Raw genomic sequence first — 17,573 nt, forward strand, 5'->3', positions numbered from 1 at the left:
TGCAGATAGTTGCGCTCAATCGTCCGGTCATAGCTGTTGTCGCGCATCGGATCGTCCTCCGCTGGAGCGATCCAATCAGCGAATTAGTGAACATGCACAATTGCGAGCGAAGCGAAGCAATCCAGGATCGTTCCGCGGAAAGAACCTGGATTGCTTCGTCGCTACGCTCTCGCAGTGACAGCGAGACCCTTCTATCCCTCCACATTCGCCTTGATCGCCGCCTCGAACCTGTCGACGAACTCGGCGAGCTCGTCGGCGCCGAGATCGCTGACGGCCCAGAAGTTCAGGCCGCGATTGCCCCAACGACGGCAGTTGAAGCCCTGCATGGTTTCGGTCTTTGGCGCGCGATATTCCGCGTTCGATGTCTGCGACACGAACAGGTTGATGACGTGCTGCCGGCGCCGGTAGACGACGGCGCCGATGGCGCGCGCATCGATATAGTCGAGCCGGCCGCCGACCAGCGTGAAACCCTGCGCGGTGAGGTCGATCACGGGCGGGGCGACGTCGAGCTTGCCGTTGAACCATGGCTTGACGGTGTGCTGGTCGGTGGAAAGCACGTCGGTAAGGTGACCGGCCTGAAGCGAGCGCAGATGCGCGGAGACGACCTCCGACAGGATACGCTGCTGGTCGTCCTGGCGCAGCACCACCGCGACGATGCCCGAAGCAGCAAGCGCGGAGACGGCTGAGCCCATTGCAAAGCCGCGCAGCACGGAGCGGCGGGTTGGTTGTTGGCGCTGCGGCTCGGGCAACGAGGCCTCGATCCGGCTGCGCAGGCTTGCGGGCGCGGTGTAGCGCAAACTGGCGTGGGCGAGCACGCGTTGCATGTCGCGCTGCGCGGCGAACTCCGCAGCGCAGTCCGGGCAGCTTGCGATGTGGGCTTCGACCTCGCGCGCATGGCCCGCATCGAGCTCATTGTCGAGCAGCGCGTGAAGCAGGTTCCTCGCTTCTTCGCAAGTCATCTTGAGTGCTCCTCTTCCACATTCCAGGCCGCGCGCAGCATGGCGCGGGCGCGGGCGAGGCGGGACATCACGGTACCGATGGGCGCGCCGACGACCTCGGCGATTTCACGGTAGGAAAGATTGTTGATCTCCCGCAGCACGAAGGTTTCCTTGAACGGTTCGGCGAGCGCGTCGATCAGCTTGCGGATCGCGCCGGCATCGCGGCTGCGCAGCACTTCGGTTTCCGGGCTTGCCTCGCTCTCCTGCCAGATTGGTGTCTGCTCGGCGGCGCCGGGCGTCTCCTCGATCGCGCTGTGGGAATGCGCGCGCCGCGCATATTCGGCGTTGCAGACGTTGCGCAGGATCGCGAACAGCCACGGCTTCATCGCCGGTCCATGATAGCTGTCAAAGTGCTTCAGCGCTCGCAGATAGCACTCCTGCACCGCGTCCTCGGCGTCGGAGGCATCGCGCAAGAGATAGCGCGCGAGCGTGTAGACGTCGTCGAGATAGGGCAGCGCCGCTTCGCGGAAGCGCAGCGCCTTCTGCAAATCGTCGGTGCCGGGCATCGCTCCTCGCTTTGCCTTTTGCTTTGCCACTTCTTTTGCCGTGATCGAATAGGTCTGAGCCCGGCCGGCGTGGGACAACCGGCCGGGCAAGACGTGGGTGCCTTGGTTGGAGACGTTACTCAACCTTGATCATCCCCGTCATGTGCGGATGCAACGAGCAAAAATATTTGTAGTCGCCCGCATTGGTGAAGGTGAACGAGAACTTGTCCTTGGTGTCCAGGGTCTTGGACCTGAACTTGCCGGCCGACACCACGGTGTGCGGGATGTCGTCCCGGTTGGTCCAGGTCACGGTGGTGCCGACCTTGATCGTGAGCTCGGCCGGCTGGAAAACGAAATTATCGATATGCACCTCCGTCTCGTCGGCACGGGCAGCTGTTGTGGGCAACAGGATGGCCGCGGCCAAAGCGAGACCGAAGTCGACACCGAAGTCGCGCCGATTGAGTGTCTTCATGATCAGCTTTTCTCTCAGCCCTGGAGCGGCGTGTCGATGATGGCGAGGCGCTGCTCGTTCTGCTTGAAGTTGATGCTGGCAACGCCGAGCATGGAGCGGAGCCTGGCGTTCTCGACCTTCATCGGTCCTGGTGAGGGAGCGGCCCCCGGCGCCGGCTGCGGGAAGGCGGTCGAGCGCGCAGTGTGGAAAGTGACGTTGCCCTCGACCTTCTGCATCACCTGGTGGATGTGGCCGTTGAGCACCGTGACCGAGCCGAACCCCTTGACGTATTCCAGCGCGCGGCCGCCGTCTTCGGTGCCCCAGCCCCATTCGGGATAGACGGTCCAGAGCGGGATGTGCGCGAACAGCACGACCGGAGTCGATTTTGACTTGCCGCGCAGATCGTCCTCGAGCCAGGCGAGCTGCTCGGCGCCGAGATTGCCGAGGCCGCCGGCCTTGAGGTCGACGACGTTGACGAGGCCGATGAAGTGCACGCCGCCGGCGTCGAACGAGTACCAGCCGCGACCCTTGGTGCCACGGCCGTAGCGTTCGCGATAGAGCTTCACCTCCTCGTCGATGATGTCGTGCTCGCCCGGCACGTAATGCACGTCGAGCTTGGTTTGCGAGATGATGCGCTCGGCATTGTCGAATTCGGCGGCCTTCGACAGATGCGTGATGTCGCCGGTGTGGATCATGAAGGACGGCTTGACCGGCATGGCGTTGATCTTGCCCACGGCTTCCTCCAGCGTGCCGAGCGCGTTGGGATTGGCCGGCTTGTCGAAGCCGACATGGCTGTCGCTGATCTGGAGGAAGGTCATGCCGGGCGCGGCCGCGGTAGCAGCTTGCGCACTATCGATGATGCCGAACGAGCGCGGCACGCCGCCGGTGATGGTCCAGAGCACCCCGGTGCCGGCCCAGGTCATGCATTCCAGCACCTTGCGGCGGCTGACACCGTCGTCCCCGTGATCGTGTCCGCTCATCGCGCATCTCCTCTCGCCCGGAATTGGGCTTCGGGAAGGTGATCGGGGAAGGAAGCGTCTTATTCCCGAATGCGATGACGATTTCGTGAGGGGGAAATTCTCGTGTCCCGGACGCAACGCAGCACCTCTTGGTGATGCGTTGCAGAGCCGGGACCCTGAAAGCCGCGCGGTGCGCCGTGAGATGGGCCCCGGCTCGGCGGCGCATCTGCGCCGCGTCCGGCACGAGACTTACTTTGAAAAATCTCTCACGGCTTGCACCACGGCCTGCGGCACTTCCTGCGCCACGCAATGCCCGGCATCATCGAAGACCAACGTACTGACGCGCGGAATCAGCGATACGGCGCGCGCCGACATTTCCTTGTAGATCGGCCCCGACTTCGCGGCGGTCGTGACGCGCACCGGGCAGTCGATCTCGGTGAGCGAGGTAAACGGATTGCCGCGGGCATCGCCAACGTAAACCTGCTCCATCGCCTCGTAGATCGGACACAGGATTGCCGACTCGATCTCCGGCGTGCAGCAGAGCTTTACCCGGCCGTCGTCGAGCGGCACGAAGCCGTGGCGCACGTAAGCCCAAAGCGACGTCTCGGTCCAATCCGCAAATGCCGGCGCCGCCCGGTAGCGCGCGAAGACGGCCGCAGCGTTCTCGAATTCGGCCCGTCGCCGCAGCGTGCCGTGCACGCGGGAAAGGGATTCGTCGCTCAATGCGCCGGAGCGCGCCGCGCGCGGGTCCATCACGGTCGGCTCCATCACGAACAGGCGCGTGAAGCATCCGGGACGAAGTTTTGCCGCGAGGAGTAGGTCGGTTGCACCAGCACTGTGGCCGATGCCATAGACGTCGCGCAGCTCGAGTGTCTCGATCACCCGGCTCACGTCATCGGCGTAATCCAGGAAGTGATAGGCGCCGGGCTTGTGGCTGGCGCCATGGCCGCGGCGGTCGAGCGCATAGACGGTGTAGGTCGATGCAAGCTCGCGCGCGACCTCGTCCCAGACGTCAGCGACGAAGCCAGTGCCATGCAGGAGCAGGGCAGGTGGTTTCCCGCTCTCGCCCCATTGCAACATGGCGATCTGCGCGTCGGCTGGGCCGATTGAAAAGCGGTACGAATTGATCATGGTGGCCGGATGCTACTTCGCATCCTCCAAAATCATCGCCGCACCTTTCTCCGCGATCATCGCGGTCGGCGTGTTGGTGTTGCCCGAGGTGATGGTCGGCATGATCGAGGCATCGACGATGCGAAGACCGCCGAGGCCGTAGAAGCGCAGGCGTTCGTCGACCACCGCCATCGGATCGTTCGCCGCGCCCATCTTCGCGGTGCCGACGGGATGGAAGATGGTGGTGCCGATGTCGCCGGCAGCCTTCGCAAGCGAGGCATCGTCGTCGCCGACGGTGGGGCCGGGCAGATATTCGATCGGGCGGTATTTTGCCAGCGCCTTCTGCTGCATCAGGCGTCGCGTGGTGCGGATGGCGTCGGCGCCGACCTGGCGATCGTCGTCGGTCGACAGGTAATTCGGCGCAATGATCGGCTTCTCTTCAGGCGTTGCCGAGCGCAGCCGCACGGTGCCGCGAGAGGTCGGTTGGAGATTGCACGCGCTCACCGTGATCGCGGGGAAGCGGTGCAGGGGATCGCCGAACTTGTCGAGCGACAGCGGCTGCACGTGAAACTGGATGTTGGCGCGTGCGCGCGTCGCATCGGAGCGCGTGAAAATGCCGAGCTGCGATGGCGCCATGGTCAGCGGCCCGCGGCGGCGGAAGGCGTAGTCGAGCCCCATCAGGCCGCGGCGAAACAGGTTGTAATAGGTCTCGTTCAGCGTGCGCACCCCTTCGACCTTGTAGATCGCGCGCTGCTGGAGATGATCCTGCAAGTTGCGCCCGACGCCGGGCCGGTCCACGACGATGTCGATGCCGAGCGGCGAAAGCCAGTCGGCGGGGCCGATGCCGGAGCGATGCAGCACCTGCACCGAGCCGATCGAACCGGCCGAGAGGATCACCTCGCGCTTGGCGCGCGCCTCGATGATCTCGCCATTCTGGATGAAGCGCACGCCGACGGCGCGGCCCTGCTCGATGACCAGGCGGTCGACCAGCACATGCTTTTCCAGCCGCAGATTGGGACGGTTCAGCGCGGGCTTGAGGAAGCCGCGCGCCGACGACCAGCGCCGGCCGCGCTTCTGGTTGACGTGGAAATAGCTGGTGCCTTCGTTGTCCCCGGTGTTGAAGTCCGGGATGCGCTTGATGCCCATCTCCTCGGCGGCGTCCCCAACGGCGTCGAGAATGTCCCACGACAGTCGCGGCGCCTCGATGCGCCAGCCGCCTCCTGTGCCATGATGCTCGCTCGGCCCAAGGAAATGATCCTCCAGCCGTTTGAACAGCGGCAGCACGTCGCCATAGCCCCAGCCGGTCAGCCCGAGCTGGCGCCAATGGTCGTAGTCGGCAGCCTGTCCGCGCATGGAGATCATGGCGTTGATCGCCGAGCAGCCGCCGATCACCTTGCCGCGGGGATAGGCGAGCGCGCGGCCGTTCAAGCCCGGCTCGGCTTCAGTCTTGAACATCCAGTCCGAGCGCGGATTGCCGATCGCGAAGAGATAGCCGACCGGGATGTGGAACCAGATCCAATTGTCGTCGCCGCCGGCTTCGAGGATGAGGACGCGGTTGTTGCGATCGGCCGACAGCCGGTTCGCGACGATACATCCCGCGGTGCCGGCTCCGACGATAATGTAGTCAAACTCACCTTCGAGCCGTCTTGGCATTCTGCGTCCATCCCAACAGGCGTCATGCCAGGGCTTGTCCCGGCCATCCACGCGCTTTCTGTCGTAATAGTCGGACGTAGATGGCCAAGACAAGCTGGCTAAAAGCCCGGCCATGACGAAAGGACAGGTTACCTTCGATCCGCCGGAGTTAGGTGGACCGGCGCTTGCATGGTAGGACAATCCTGTGTTCCCAAAAAAGCTTGAGATCCTCCATGCCTATCGTGAACCGCGTCGCCGACCTCCAACCGGATATTCAGGCCTGGCGCCGGGACATCCATCAGCATCCGGAGCTGCTGTACGAGGTTCACCGCACCGCAGCATTTATCGCTGACCGCCTGCGCGAGTTCGGCTGCGATGAGGTCGTGACTGGCCTCGGCCAGACCGGCGTGGTCGGCGTCATCAAAGGCAGCAAGCCGGCCGGCGACGGGCTCAAGGTGATCGGTCTGCGCGCCGACATGGACGCGCTCCCGGTCGAGGAGCAGACCAACCTGCCTTACGCCTCGAAGAACCCGGGCAAGATGCACGCCTGCGGCCATGACGGCCACACCGCGATGCTGCTGGGTGCGGCGCGCTACCTGGCCGAGACCCGCAACTTCGCCGGCGATGCCGTGGTGATCTTCCAGCCGGCCGAGGAGGGCGGCGCCGGCGGCGAGGCCATGGTCAAGGATGGCCTTATGGAGCGTTTCGGCATCGAGCAGGTCTATGGCATGCACAACGGCCCGGGCATCCCGATCGGCTCGTTTGCGATCCGGCCGGGACCGATCATGGCGGCGACCGACGAGGTCGACATTCTGATCGAGGGCGTCGGCGGCCATGCCGCGCGTCCGCACAAATGCGTGGACTCCGTGCTGGTCGGTGCACAGGTGATCACTGCCCTGCAATCGATCGTTGCGCGCAGCGTCGATCCCCTGGAATCGGCTGTGATCTCGATCTGCGAGTTCCACGCCGGCAATGCCCGCAACGTCATTCCGCAGACGGCGACGCTGAGGGGCACTATCCGCACGCTGTCGCCGGAGGTGCGCCAGCTGGTCGAGAAGCGCGTCCGCGAAGTTGTGGCCGGCGTGGCGCAGATCACCGGCGCCAAGATCGATCTGCGCTACAAGCGCAATTATCCGGTGGTGAACAACCACGCTGCGGAGACCGAGGTGGCAAGGCGCATCGCCAAGCAGGTCGCAGGGGACGCCAACGTGCACGAGATGCCGCCGCTGATGGGCGGCGAGGATTTTGCCTATATGCTGGAAGCGCGGCGTGGAGCGTTCATCTTCTGCGGCAACGGCGACAGCGCCGGCCTGCATCACCCCGCCTACAATTTCAACGACGAGGCGATCGTCTTCGGTACGTCCTACTGGGTCAAGCTGGTCGAGGAACAGCTGGCGGCGTCTTAAGGCTTCTGAGTCGTCATTCCGGGATGGTCCGCAGGATCAGACCTGGAATCTCGAGATCCCGGGTTCGGCTCTTCGAGCCGCCCCGGAATGACAATCTTGAATGCAAATGGCCGGGCTAAGGCCCGGCCATCCGCATTTATGAAGTGTCGTTCTTCTCAGAACATCCGCGAGAAGATCACGTAGAGCGTGGCCGACAACATGATCGCGCAGGGCAGCGTCAGCACCCAGGCCATCAGCAGATTGCGGATGGTCGACCATTGCAGGCCCGAGCCGTTGGCCGCCATGGTGCCGGCGACGCCGGACGACAGCACGTGAGTGGTCGAGACGGGCAGGCCGAACACGTCGGCCGCGCCGATCGTGGCGGCGGCCACGAGCTCGGCCGAGGCTCCCTGCGCATAGGTGAGATGGCTTTTGCCGATCTTCTCGCCGACGGTGATAACGATGCGCTTCCAGCCGATCATGGTGCCGAGGCCGAGCGCGATGGCGACTGCGATCTTCACCCAGGTCGGGATGAACTTGGTCGCGGCGTCGAGCGAGCCCTTGTAGGTGTTGAGCACCGCGATCTCGTCCTTGTTGAGATCGTTCGCCTTATCCTTCATCAGGAAGCGGATCGCTTCCGAGGTCAGGTACATGTCGTTGCGGGTGTTGCCGACGGCTTCGGCGGGTACCTTGCTCAACGTGCCGTATCGAGCGACCTGATCGCCAACGTCCTTCACCAGCAGGGCGAGCGAGGGATAGGTACCATCGTTGAGCTCGTGCAGGGCGATGTATTGCGTCACCGCCGGGCGAGGATCGCCGATGATGCTGTGGCCGGCGCCTTTCGCCGAGATCACCTTGGAGGCAGCCTCGGAGGCCTTCTGGAACTGGGCGACCTGAGATTCCGGCAGCGCCCGGTTGAGGGCGTAAGCCGTCGGCACGGTGCCGATCAGGATCAGCATGATCAGGCCCATGCCCTTCTGGCCGTCATTGGAGCCGTGGGCGAAGCTGACGCCGGTGCAGGTCAGGATCAGCAGGCCCCGGATCCAGAGTGGCGGCGCCTTGTTGCCCTCAGGTGCCGCGTACAGAGACGGATTGCGCACGATGAACTTGAGCAGCAGCAACAGCACGGCGGCACAGATGAAGCCGAACAGCGGCGACAGCAGCAGCGCGTAACCGATCTCGGTCGCCTTGCTCCAGTCCACGCCGGAGGTGCCGTCGCGGCCGCGCATGACGGCGTTGGCGACCCCGACGCCGATGATCGAGCCGATCAGCGTGTGCGAGGACGAGGCGGGCAGGCCGAAGAACCAGGTGCCGAGATTCCAGAGGATCGCGGCGATCAGAAGCGCGAACACCATGGCGAAACCGGCGCTGGAGCCGACCTGGAGGATCAGCTCGACCGGCAGCAGCGAGACGATGCCGAACGCGACCGCGCCGGAGGACAAGAGCACGCCGAGGAAGTTGAAGAAGCCCGACCACATCACCGCGACTTCGGCCGGCAGCGAATGGGTGTAGATCACGGTGGCCACCGCATTGGCGGTGTCGTGGAAGCCGTTGACGAACTCGAAGCCGAGCGCGATGAGGAGCGCGACGAATAGGAGGATGTAGGGCAGGTAGGTCGTCACCCGCGTGCCGGTCGCGTTGATGTCGACATAGATGCTGTAGGCGACGAACAGCGCGCCCGCGGCGAGGATGCCGAAGAACAGGATCAGCGTCAGCGGATTGAAGCCCTTGTCGAGATTTGGCCGCGACGCCTGCTGGACGGGCGCGCGATCTGTTACGGCGCGGTCGAATGCTACATCGGTCATCTCTGGACGCCCCTTAACCTTCAGGTAAGGGTATTGTCCGCGATGGATTTGAAGGCTGGATGACAACCAAGGCGTGAAAGCCGCCTTCCTGCCAGTATTTAAGCAGCCCGTGCAGCCTTCTTCTGCAAGCCGGCCGCGATCTTCAAATCTTCGACAAAGCGCTGATATTCCAGCACCTTGGCCTCGGGATCGGGCAGCCGCAGCAGATAAGACGGATGCACCGTCACCAAAGCCTTGCGCCCGTCGGGAAGGTCGATCAACCGGCCTCGGTTTTTGCCGATGGGCGTGATCTTGCCGAACACGCTTTGCGCGGCGGTGGCGCCCATCGCGACGACGAGATCGGGCTGAACGGCCGCCAGCTCCCGCTCATACCATTGCCGGCACGCCCGGATCTCCGGCGTATTCGGCTTCTGGTGCAGGCGGATCTTGCCGCGCGGCACGAATTTGAAGTGCTTGACGGCATTGGTGACATAGACCTTCTTGCGATCGACGCCGGCTTCCTCGAGCGCGCGATCGAGCATCTGGCCGGCCGGGCCGACAAAGGGATGGCCGGCGAGGTCTTCCTTGTCGCCGGGCTGCTCGCCGACCAGCATGATGTTGGCGGACTTCGGGCCCTCGCCGAACACCGTCTGGGTCGCGTCCTTGTAGAGATGGCAGGCGCGGCAATGCGCGGCCTCCTCGCGAAGCGCGTCGAGATCGTCGGTTGTGGTTTTGCGTTTCATCGGAGCCTCCGGCCGCTTCTGAGGCTTGTGCGGATCGGTTGCGGCATTGGCGATCATGGCGCCGGTCATGCGCTCGGCGTCCTCGATCAAGGGCTTAATGATCGAAGCCTCGGGCAGGTTCCTTCAGTATTTTTTCGGCATCTCGGCCTGCATCGGCTTCACCTTGAGCCGGGCCGGATTGAAGATGCTGGCATAATAGCGCCGCCAGGTTTCCTCCAGACGGTCTTCGCCGGGCGCCTCGCTCTTGCTGACGCCCGGCGTGAACGAGAGTGCGTGGCCATCCCAATGCGCGCAGAGGTCGGGCGTCAGGATCGACCAGGGCATGTCGGCAAAGCGCTTGGCGAAAAATGGCGCGGCGAGCTCGACGATGTGATGTTCCGGCTCGAACCAGGCGACGTAATGCGCCTGGCGTTCCCTGCCGATTTCGCGGAAGCGCACGAAGGCATGCATCTTGTGCTCGTCGCGGTAGACTGCCTTCGCCATGGCCGTGACTTGCGCGACATCGGGATCGGTTGCGACCTCGATGAGATCGTGATTGTCCTTCAGCCGAAATAGCAGGCGATAGAGGATCGCAAAGCGTTCGCGGTCGCGGTGCAGGATTGCCGCTTTGGCGAGCTCGACGAATTTCGCGGAGACGTTGAAGGTGCTATCGCTGCCCTCCGGCAGCAGAGACGGCGAGGGCGGCGCGAACAGCTCCGCTTCGCCTCCCTGCACGGCCCAGGTGACATCGGCTGGCCTGACGCGGTGAAGCACGAGGCTACGTGCGGCTTTGCGCCAGCCTTCGAAATCGGTTTCATGATCGAGAGTGATGAATTGCATCAGAAGCCAAATCCCAGTTGCGTCGCCTTTGGCTTGAACCGCTCGATCAGCCGCGCCTCGTCGAGACAATGCGGTGAGGGGCGGTGATCGCTGAGGACGATGAACGGCAGCGCCTTGTGCCGGGGCACGTGCAGCCGCGCGAGATCGGCGAGGCGGATCATTGTCGTGCGCCGCGTCGCGATGATGCGTTCGACTGCTTTGGTGCCGAAGCCCGGCACGCGCAGCAATTCCTCGCGGCTGGCGCGGTTGACATCGAGCGGAAAGCGGTCGCGGTGGCGCAGTGCCCAGGCGAGCTTTGGATCGATGTCGAGCGGCAGCATCGCGCTGTCGTCGACGATCTCGCCGACGTCGAAGCCGTAGAACCGCATCAGCCAGTCGGCCTGATAGAGGCGGTGCTCGCGCAGCAAGGGCGGCGCGCGCAAGGGCAGGGCGCGGCTGGCGTCGGGGATCGGGCTGAACGCGGAATAATAGACGCGGCGCAGGCGGTAGGCGCCGTAGAGATTGGCGCTGGTGTGGAGAATGGTGTGATCGGAGGCCGTGTCGGCGCCGACGATCATCTGCGTGCTTTGCCCAGCCGGCGCAAAGCGCTGCGGCTTGGCCTTCGTTTTCGCGCTGCGGCCTTCCTCGGCTTCATCGAGCTTGAGCCGCAGCCGGCCCATGGTGCGGCGGATCGCGCGCACGTCCTTCTCCGGCGCGAATTGCTTGAGGCTCGTCTCCTGCGGCATCTCGATGTTGATGGAGAGACGGTCGGCATATTGGCCGGCTGCTGCGATCAGCGCATCGTCGGCTTCGGGAATCGTCTTGAGGTGGATGTAGCCGCGGAAGTGATGCTCCTCGCGCAGTTTTCGCGCGACGCTGACCACTTGCTCCATGGTGTAATCGGGACTGCGGATGATGCCGGAGGAGAGAAACAGGCCCTCGATGTAATTGCGCCGGTAGAAGTCGAGCGTCAGCTTGACGACCTCGTCGATGGTGAAGCGGGCGCGCGGCACGTTGGAGGAGGCGCGGTTGACGCAATAGAGGCAATCGTAATTGCAGGCATTGGTCAGCAGCACCTTGAGCAGGGAGATGCAGCGTCCATCCGGCGCGTAAGAATGGCAGATGCCCATGCCCGGCGCGGTCGAGCCCATGCCCTTGCCGTCGCTGGAATCCCGCTTCTCGGTGCCGCTGGAGGCGCAGGATGCGTCGTACTTGGCAGCATCCGCCAGGATTTCCAGCTTGCGTTGTACGTCCATGTTTGAATCTCTTTGATTCCACTCATGAATCCTAAAGCGCGCCAATTCGATTGACTCCCAGGGCGGCGTTAGCTTTATATTAGAACATATCATGAACAAATGAGCCAGCCGCTGGTTCTCTTTTTGAGAGCCACCGGCAATCACCCCTGAAGGAGCGGCGAGCATGAGCGGCGCACGCAGAAGCGCGCTTGCGACCTTGCGCAGCCAGATCGAGCGCATCGAGACGGCGGAGGTCGTGCATCAGCGCGATCGCGTCGCGCTCGGCCACAGCGAGGCGGACAGCGCGCTGAAGGGCGGGCTCGCACGTGCGGCGATCCATGAGGTGTTTTGTGAGGGCCGGCAGGGGACGGCCGCAACGGGCTTTGTCATGGGGCTTGCGGGCCGCGTTTCGGCGCGCCGGCCGCTGCTGTGGGTGCGGCAGGATTTTTCGGAAATCGAAACCGGCGCGCTGTCGATGAGCGGGCTCGCCGAGTTCGGTCTCGATCCGCGCCGCGTGGTGATGGTGCGCGCCGCTGATGTCGAGAGCGCACTGCGCAGCTCAGCCGACGCGCTTGCCTGCGATGCGCTGGGGGCCTTGGTGCTCGAGCTCTGGGGCGAGACCAGGCAGTTCGATCTCGTGGCGAGCCGCAAGCTGACGCTGGCCGCGCAAGCTTCCGGTGTCACCGGGCTCTTGCTGCGCATGGCGGCGCAGCCGCTGCCCTCGACCGCGGAAACACGATGGATGCTGCGCGCAGCGCATTCACCGCCGGGCCCGGTGTCGAGTGCCTGGGGCGCGCCGCGCTTCGATGCCGAGCTCTTGCGCAATCGTCATGGCCCATGTGGCCGGTGGACCATGGAATGGAAATGTGATGAGTGCCAGTTCAGTGAGCCGTCGACGTATTCTCAGCCTGTGGCTGCCACGCCTGCCCATCGACCGGATTCAGCGGTTCTTTGGGAACGTCGGACTGCATAAGAGCAATGATCCAAGCATCGTCGTCATCAAGGACAACAATGCGCTGGTGATCCATGCGCTCGACGAGGCCGCCGAGCGCCTCGGCCTGTATATAGGTCAGCCCTTGGCCAATGCGCGGGCGATGTGTCCGGACCTGAAAGTGTTCGACGCCGATATTGTGGCCGATGCGAAGACGCTGAGCGATGTCGCGGACTGGTGCGACCGCTTCACGCCGCTGGTGGCGCTCGATCCGCCGCACGGCCTGTTTCTGGACATCACCGGCTGCGCGCATCTATTCGGTGGTGAGGCCGCGTTGTTACGGACGTTGGTTCGCGCATTGGCCTGGCAGGGGTTTGCCATCAGCGCGGCGATCGCCGGCACCTCGATCTGCGCACGCACGCTGACGCGGCAGGCCACGGGCACCATCGTGGCCGATGGCGAGGAGGCGGAGGCGATCAGCCGATTTCCGATTTCCGCGCTCGGTGCAGGTGAAGTCATCACCACAGGCTTGCGTCGCGCCGGTTTGAAGACCATCGGCGACGTCGCCTCGCGCTCGCCGAGCGAGATCACGGCGCGGTTCGGCGCCCGGTTCTCCACGCTGCTGGCGCATGCGCTGGGGCAGGGCGATGCGCCGATCAACCCGCGAAAACCGCTGCCCGACTACATCGTGGAAAAACGTTTCGCCGAGCCGATCGCGACCGACACCATGATCGCGATGACGCTGTCGCGGCTTGCCGACACGTTGATCGCATCCATGGAGAAGCAGGGCAAGGGCGCGCGACGCCTGGAAGCCGCGTTCTTCCGCACCGACGGCGTGGTGCGCGCGATTACGGTCGAGACCGGGCGTCCGGTGACGCGCAGCGCGGTCATCGACCGGCTGTTTCGCGAGCGTCTCGATGCGCTCGCCGATCCGCTCGATCCTGGCTTCGGCTTCGACATGGTGCGGCTGTCGGCGAACCGTACAGAAATCGTGGTGCAGGAGCAGCGCGATCTCGATGCCCATGCCCACGACAATGACGAAATCGCCGCACTGATCGACCGCATTGCCGCGCGCATCGGCGGCAAGCGTGTCGTCGTGCACCTGCCGCAGGACACCCATATCCCTGAATGCGCGGTTGTAGCCGCGCCGGCGCAGCATCATCTCGCCGCCGCCATGCAGGCGGAATGGCCTGCGCGGGCCGAGAACGAGCCGCCGCTGCGTCCCTTGCGGCTGTTCGACAAGCCGGAGCCGATCAAGGTGCCATTTGCGACCGTGCCGGACGGCCCGCCGCATCAATTCACCTGGCGCCGCGCGCTGCATGCGGTGGTGCGGGTGGAAGGGCCCGAGCGCATCGCGATGGAATGGTGGCGGCAGGACGGCAAGCAGCTCACGCGGGACTATTTCCGCATCGAGGATGCCGAAGGCCTGCGCTTCTGGATCTTTCGCGACGGTCTTTATGAGGGGGAGGTGTTCGACGACGACGGCAAACCCGCTTCTCCCGGCTGGTATGTGCACGGTCTCTTCGCATGAATACGCCTGCCTATGCCGAGATCGGCATCACCACCAATTTTTCCTTCCTGCGCGGCGGCTCGGATCCGCGCGCCTATGTGCATCAGGCCAGCATCCTCGGCATTCCCGCGATCGGCATCGCCGATCACAACACGCTGGCCGGCGTGGTGCGCGCCTACAAGGAGCTCGACAATGCCGAGGTGCTGCACAAGCCGAAACTCCTGATCGGTGCGCGCATCGTCTTCATCGACGGCACGCCGGACATTCTGGTCTATCCGCGTGACCGCGGGGCCTATGGTCGGCTGTGCCAGCTTCTCACCAAGGGCAAGCGCGGCGACGACATCACGCGGATCGAGAAGGGCGAGTGTCGTCTCACCTTCGCCGACCTCATCGAGTTTTCAGAAGGCCAGCTCCTGGTCCTGACGCTGCCGCATCGTTTCGAACCCGCACAGGCGCTGGATGTTCTTGCAAAACTCAAGGACAGCCGCGCCGAGGGCGTGTGGCTGGCGGCGAGCCTGATCTATCGCGGCGACGACCGGCGCCGGCTGGCGCGGCTCGATGATCTCGCGGCAAAAGCAAGAGTGCCGTTGCTCGCGACCAACGAGGTGCTCTATCATCATCCCGCGCGCCGTCCTCTCCAGGACGTGCTGACCTGCATCCGGGAAAAGACCACGATCGAAGCGGTCGGACGGAAGCTGGAAGCCAATGCCGAGCGGTTCTTGAAGGCGCCGCAGGAGATGTCGCGGCTGTTCCGCGATTTCCCCGAGGCGATCGCGGAGACCATGCGCTTTGCCGATGCAATCGACTTCTCGCTCGATCAGCTCAAATACCAATATCCGGACGAGCCGGTGCCGCCGGGCAAGACCGCGCAAGGTCATCTTGAGGATCTGACCTGGGCCGGTGTCGACAAATATTTCGGCGGCATCACCAAAATCGACGAGAAACTGTACGCTACGCTGAAGAAAGAGCTCACGCTGATTGCCGAGCTGAGATACGCGCATTACTTCCTCACCGTGCACGACATCGTGCGCTACGCGCGCAGCCAGAATATCCTGTGCCAGGGGCGGGGATCGGCGGCGAACTCGGCCGTGTGCTACGTGCTTGGCATCACCTCGGTCGATCCGACCAAGGTCGATCTGTTGTTCGAGCGCTTCATCTCCAAGGAGCGGCTGGAGCCGCCCGATATCGATGTCGATTTCGAGCATTCGCGGCGCGAGGAGGTGATGCAATATGTCTATCGTCGCTACGGCCGCCACCGCGCCGCGATCATCGCCACCGTCATCCATTATCGCCCGCGCAGTGCCATTCGCGACGTGGGCAAGGCGCTGGGCCTGACCGAAGATGTCACTGCCGCGCTCGCCGACACCGTCTGGGGAAGCTGGGGCAAGGGTCTTAACGACATGCAAGTCAGGCAGGCCGGGCTCGATCCCAACAATCCCATGATCAACCTCGCGGTCGAGCTCGCAACCGAACTGATCGAATTCCCGCGCCATCTCTCCCAGCATGTGGGCGGTTATGTGCTGACGCAGGACCGGCTCGACACCTATGTGCCGATCGGCAACGCCGCGATGGACGATCGCACCTTCATCGAATGGGACAAGGACGACGTCGACGCGCTCAGCATGATGAAGGTCGACGTGCTGGCGCTGGGCATGCTGACCTGTATCCGCAAGTGTTTTGATTTGATCGCGGAGCATAAGGGCGAGCGCTGGGTGCTGGCGAGCGTCCCGCAGGACGACCCCAAAGTCTATGACATGCTTTGCGACGGGGAATCGCTCGGCGTGTTCCAGGTCGAAAGCCGCGCACAGATGAACATGCTGCCGCGGTTGAAGCCGCGGACGTTCTATGATCTCGTCATCGAAGTCGCGATCGTACGTCCGGGCCCGATCCAGGGCGATATGGTGCATCCTTACTTACGGCGGCGGAACGGCCTGGAAAAAGTGAGCTATCCCTCGCCATCGCCCGAGCATGGTCCCGCGGACGAGCTCTACAAGGTTCTGCATAAGACCAAGGGCGTCCCGCTGTTCCAAGAACAGGCGATGCGCATCGCGATCGAGGCGGCAAAATTCACCTCCGAGGAGGCCAATGGCCTGCGCCGCTCGATGGCGACCTTCCGCAATATCGGCACCATCGGCAAATACGAGGACAAGCTGATCGGCAACATGGTCGCGCGCGGCTACGATCCCGACTTTGCCCGAAGCTGCTTTGATCAGATCAAGGGTTTTGGCTCTTACGGCTTTCCGGAGAGCCATGCCGCGAGCTTTGCGCAGCTCGTCTACATTTCTTCATGGCTGAAGCATTACCACCCCGACGCCTTCTGCTGCGGCCTCTTGAACTCGCAGCCGATGGGCTTTTATGCCCCGGCGCAGATCGTCGGGGATGCTCGCAAGAACGGCGTCGAGGTGCGCGACATCGACGTGTCCTACAGTTTTGCGCAGAACACGTTGGAGCAGGGGAGAGGCAAATACTGCGCCGTGCGCCTCGGCTTCCGCCAGATCGACGGCTTTCACTGGTTGGACGAGGATGAGGAGAGGCTAAAGTGCTCTCAGTCGTCATTCCCCATTGCGCAATTGCGCAATGGGGACGCGCCACTTGGCGCGAGCCCGGAAGCCGTCGGGCCGCATACGCCTGACGTAATGGATTCCGGGCTCGACGCCGCCGCATCGCGCCGGAATGACAGGAGAGAGGACTGGGCCGACCGCATCGTCGCCGCCCGCAACCGCCGTCCCTTCACCTCGCTCGAAGATTTTGCGCGCGACACCGGCCTGCCCAAGCGCGCGCTGATCCTGCTGGCGGATGCCGATGCGTTCCGCTCGCTCGGGCTCGACCGCCGCGAGGCGCTATGGCAGGTGCGGCGGCTGCCCGACGACGTGCCGCTGCCGCTGTTCGAGGCGGCCACCGCGCGCGAGCAGCCGGACGAGCACGCAAGGCCGCTGCCAGTGATGCCGCGCGCCGAGCAAGTGGTCGCCGACTATCAGACCATCCGCCTGTCGCTGAAGGGCCACCCGATGGAATTCCTCCGCGAGATGTTCTCGCGCGAGCGCGTCATCGCCTGCAAGGATGTCAGCCATGAGAACGAGCGGCGCCGCGTCCGCTGCGCCGGCGTGGTCTTGGTGCGGCAGCGGCCGGGCAGCGCCAGCGGCGTCGTGTTCATGACGCTAGAGGACGAAACCGGCATCGCCAATGTCGTGGTGTGGCCCAAGATCATGGAGCAATACCGCAAGGAGGTGATGGGCGCGCGCCTCATCCTGGTTGAAGGCTACATCCAGAGCAGCCCTGAAAAGGTGACGCATCTCATCGCTCAGCGCATGATCGACCGCTCGCACGATCTGATAGGTCTCGCCAACGATGCCTTAAGCCGCAAGCATCCGGTGCCGGCAGGCACCGCCCTGGTCGAGCCGCTCAACGACGATCCCCGTGCTCACGCGGATAGCCCGGCGCAGAAAATCCGCCACCCCCGCAACGTCCGCACCCTGCCGCCATCGCGGGATTTTCATTGAGATGTGACGCGAGATGCCGCCACACGCTTACTGCCGTCGGGTGGCAAAGGCG

General features: G+C 64.0%; 12 protein-coding genes and 1 pseudogene. 4 read left to right on the top strand and 9 right to left on the bottom strand.

Annotated features, from left to right (window positions below; all coding sequences use genetic code 11):
* Positions 1-191: 191 nt before the first annotated feature.
* From IVB01_RS23615 to IVB01_RS23640, 6 genes are all read right to left on the bottom strand, one after another.
* Complete coding sequence (locus IVB01_RS23615; protein ID WP_247448571.1) at positions 192-959, bottom strand: anti-sigma factor; 768 nt, start codon at positions 957-959, stop codon at positions 192-194.
* Positions 956-1,504, bottom strand: a complete 549-nt coding sequence (locus tag IVB01_RS23620) for a sigma-70 family RNA polymerase sigma factor (RefSeq protein WP_247276693.1) — start codon at positions 1,502-1,504, stop codon at positions 956-958. Before IVB01_RS23620 ends, IVB01_RS23615 begins: the two co-directional genes overlap by 4 nt.
* A 115-nt stretch (positions 1,505-1,619) precedes the next feature.
* Positions 1,620-1,955 (bottom strand): cupredoxin family copper-binding protein, encoded by a 336-nt coding sequence (locus IVB01_RS23625; RefSeq protein WP_247276687.1) that lies wholly within the window; start codon positions 1,953-1,955, stop codon positions 1,620-1,622.
* A 14-nt stretch (positions 1,956-1,969) separates the two neighbouring features.
* Entirely contained in the window at positions 1,970-2,914 is a 945-nt protein-coding gene (locus IVB01_RS23630; RefSeq protein ID WP_247276686.1) for a metallophosphoesterase, read from the bottom strand.
* A 228-nt stretch (positions 2,915-3,142) separates the two neighbouring features.
* Complete coding sequence (locus IVB01_RS23635; protein ID WP_247276685.1) at positions 3,143-4,024, bottom strand: alpha/beta hydrolase; 882 nt, start codon at positions 4,022-4,024, stop codon at positions 3,143-3,145.
* A 12-nt stretch (positions 4,025-4,036) separates the two neighbouring features.
* Positions 4,037-5,656 (bottom strand): GMC family oxidoreductase N-terminal domain-containing protein, encoded by a 1,620-nt coding sequence (locus IVB01_RS23640; RefSeq protein WP_247276684.1) that lies wholly within the window; start codon positions 5,654-5,656, stop codon positions 4,037-4,039.
* A gap of 212 nt (positions 5,657-5,868) precedes the next feature.
* Here IVB01_RS23640 and IVB01_RS23645 point away from each other — a divergent pair, with 212 nt between their 5' ends.
* Complete coding sequence (locus IVB01_RS23645) at positions 5,869-7,041, top strand: M20 aminoacylase family protein (RefSeq protein ID WP_247494925.1); 1,173 nt, start codon at positions 5,869-5,871, stop codon at positions 7,039-7,041.
* 155 nt (positions 7,042-7,196) lie between these two features.
* Here IVB01_RS23645 and IVB01_RS23650 read toward each other — a convergent pair whose 3' ends face one another.
* The 3 genes and pseudogenes from IVB01_RS23650 to IVB01_RS23660 form a co-directional block, all read right to left on the bottom strand.
* On the bottom strand, positions 7,197-8,825 hold the full coding sequence (locus IVB01_RS23650; protein WP_247276682.1) for an inorganic phosphate transporter: 1,629 nt from the start codon (positions 8,823-8,825) through the stop codon (positions 7,197-7,199).
* A gap of 98 nt (positions 8,826-8,923) precedes the next feature.
* A pseudogene (locus IVB01_RS23655) lies at positions 8,924-10,366 on the bottom strand (UdgX family uracil-DNA binding protein).
* Complete coding sequence (locus IVB01_RS23660) at positions 10,366-11,601, bottom strand: putative DNA modification/repair radical SAM protein (protein ID WP_247276680.1); 1,236 nt, start codon at positions 11,599-11,601, stop codon at positions 10,366-10,368. Before IVB01_RS23660 ends, IVB01_RS23655 begins: the two are co-directional and overlap by 1 nt.
* A 163-nt stretch (positions 11,602-11,764) precedes the next feature.
* Here IVB01_RS23660 and IVB01_RS23665 point away from each other — a divergent pair, with 163 nt between their 5' ends.
* From IVB01_RS23665 to IVB01_RS23675, 3 genes are read left to right on the top strand one after another with little or no spacing between them, the layout of a single operon-like run.
* Positions 11,765-12,553: a DNA repair protein gene (locus IVB01_RS23665; RefSeq protein WP_247276679.1), complete on the top strand. Its 789-nt coding sequence runs from the start codon at positions 11,765-11,767 to the stop codon at positions 12,551-12,553.
* Positions 12,450-14,042 carry a DNA polymerase Y family protein gene (locus IVB01_RS23670; RefSeq protein ID WP_247494926.1) on the top strand — a complete coding sequence of 531 codons (1,593 nt, stop codon included), beginning with the start codon at positions 12,450-12,452 and terminating at the stop codon, positions 14,040-14,042. The genes IVB01_RS23665 and IVB01_RS23670 overlap by 104 nt, the downstream gene beginning before the upstream one ends.
* Positions 14,039-17,521: an error-prone DNA polymerase gene (locus IVB01_RS23675; RefSeq protein WP_247276677.1), complete on the top strand. Its 3,483-nt coding sequence runs from the start codon at positions 14,039-14,041 to the stop codon at positions 17,519-17,521. The genes IVB01_RS23670 and IVB01_RS23675 overlap by 4 nt, the downstream gene beginning before the upstream one ends.
* The last annotated feature ends 52 nt before the right edge of the window (positions 17,522-17,573 follow it).

It is taken from the genome of Bradyrhizobium sp. 164 (assembly GCF_023073715.1).
In the GTDB taxonomy this organism is placed as follows: Bacteria; Pseudomonadota; Alphaproteobacteria; order Rhizobiales; family Xanthobacteraceae; genus Bradyrhizobium.

Coding starts and splice junctions, on each gene's coding strand:
- IVB01_RS23615 (WP_247448571.1), bottom strand. CDS start 959: ATGACTTGCGAAGAAGCGAGGAACCTGCTTCACGCGCTGCTCGACAAT.
- IVB01_RS23620 (WP_247276693.1), bottom strand. CDS start 1,504: ATGCCCGGCACCGACGATTTGCAGAAGGCGCTGCGCTTCCGCGAAGCG.
- IVB01_RS23625 (WP_247276687.1), bottom strand. CDS start 1,955: ATGAAGACACTCAATCGGCGCGACTTCGGTGTCGACTTCGGTCTCGCT.
- IVB01_RS23630 (WP_247276686.1), bottom strand. CDS start 2,914: ATGAGCGGACACGATCACGGGGACGACGGTGTCAGCCGCCGCAAGGTG.
- IVB01_RS23635 (WP_247276685.1), bottom strand. CDS start 4,024: ATGATCAATTCGTACCGCTTTTCAATCGGCCCAGCCGACGCGCAGATC.
- IVB01_RS23640 (WP_247276684.1), bottom strand. CDS start 5,656: ATGCCAAGACGGCTCGAAGGTGAGTTTGACTACATTATCGTCGGAGCC.
- IVB01_RS23645 (WP_247494925.1), top strand. CDS start 5,869: ATGCCTATCGTGAACCGCGTCGCCGACCTCCAACCGGATATTCAGGCC.
- IVB01_RS23650 (WP_247276682.1), bottom strand. CDS start 8,825: ATGACCGATGTAGCATTCGACCGCGCCGTAACAGATCGCGCGCCCGTC.
- IVB01_RS23660 (WP_247276680.1), bottom strand. CDS start 11,601: ATGGACGTACAACGCAAGCTGGAAATCCTGGCGGATGCTGCCAAGTAC.
- IVB01_RS23665 (WP_247276679.1), top strand. CDS start 11,765: ATGAGCGGCGCACGCAGAAGCGCGCTTGCGACCTTGCGCAGCCAGATC.
- IVB01_RS23670 (WP_247494926.1), top strand. CDS start 12,450: ATGAGTGCCAGTTCAGTGAGCCGTCGACGTATTCTCAGCCTGTGGCTG.
- IVB01_RS23675 (WP_247276677.1), top strand. CDS start 14,039: ATGAATACGCCTGCCTATGCCGAGATCGGCATCACCACCAATTTTTCC.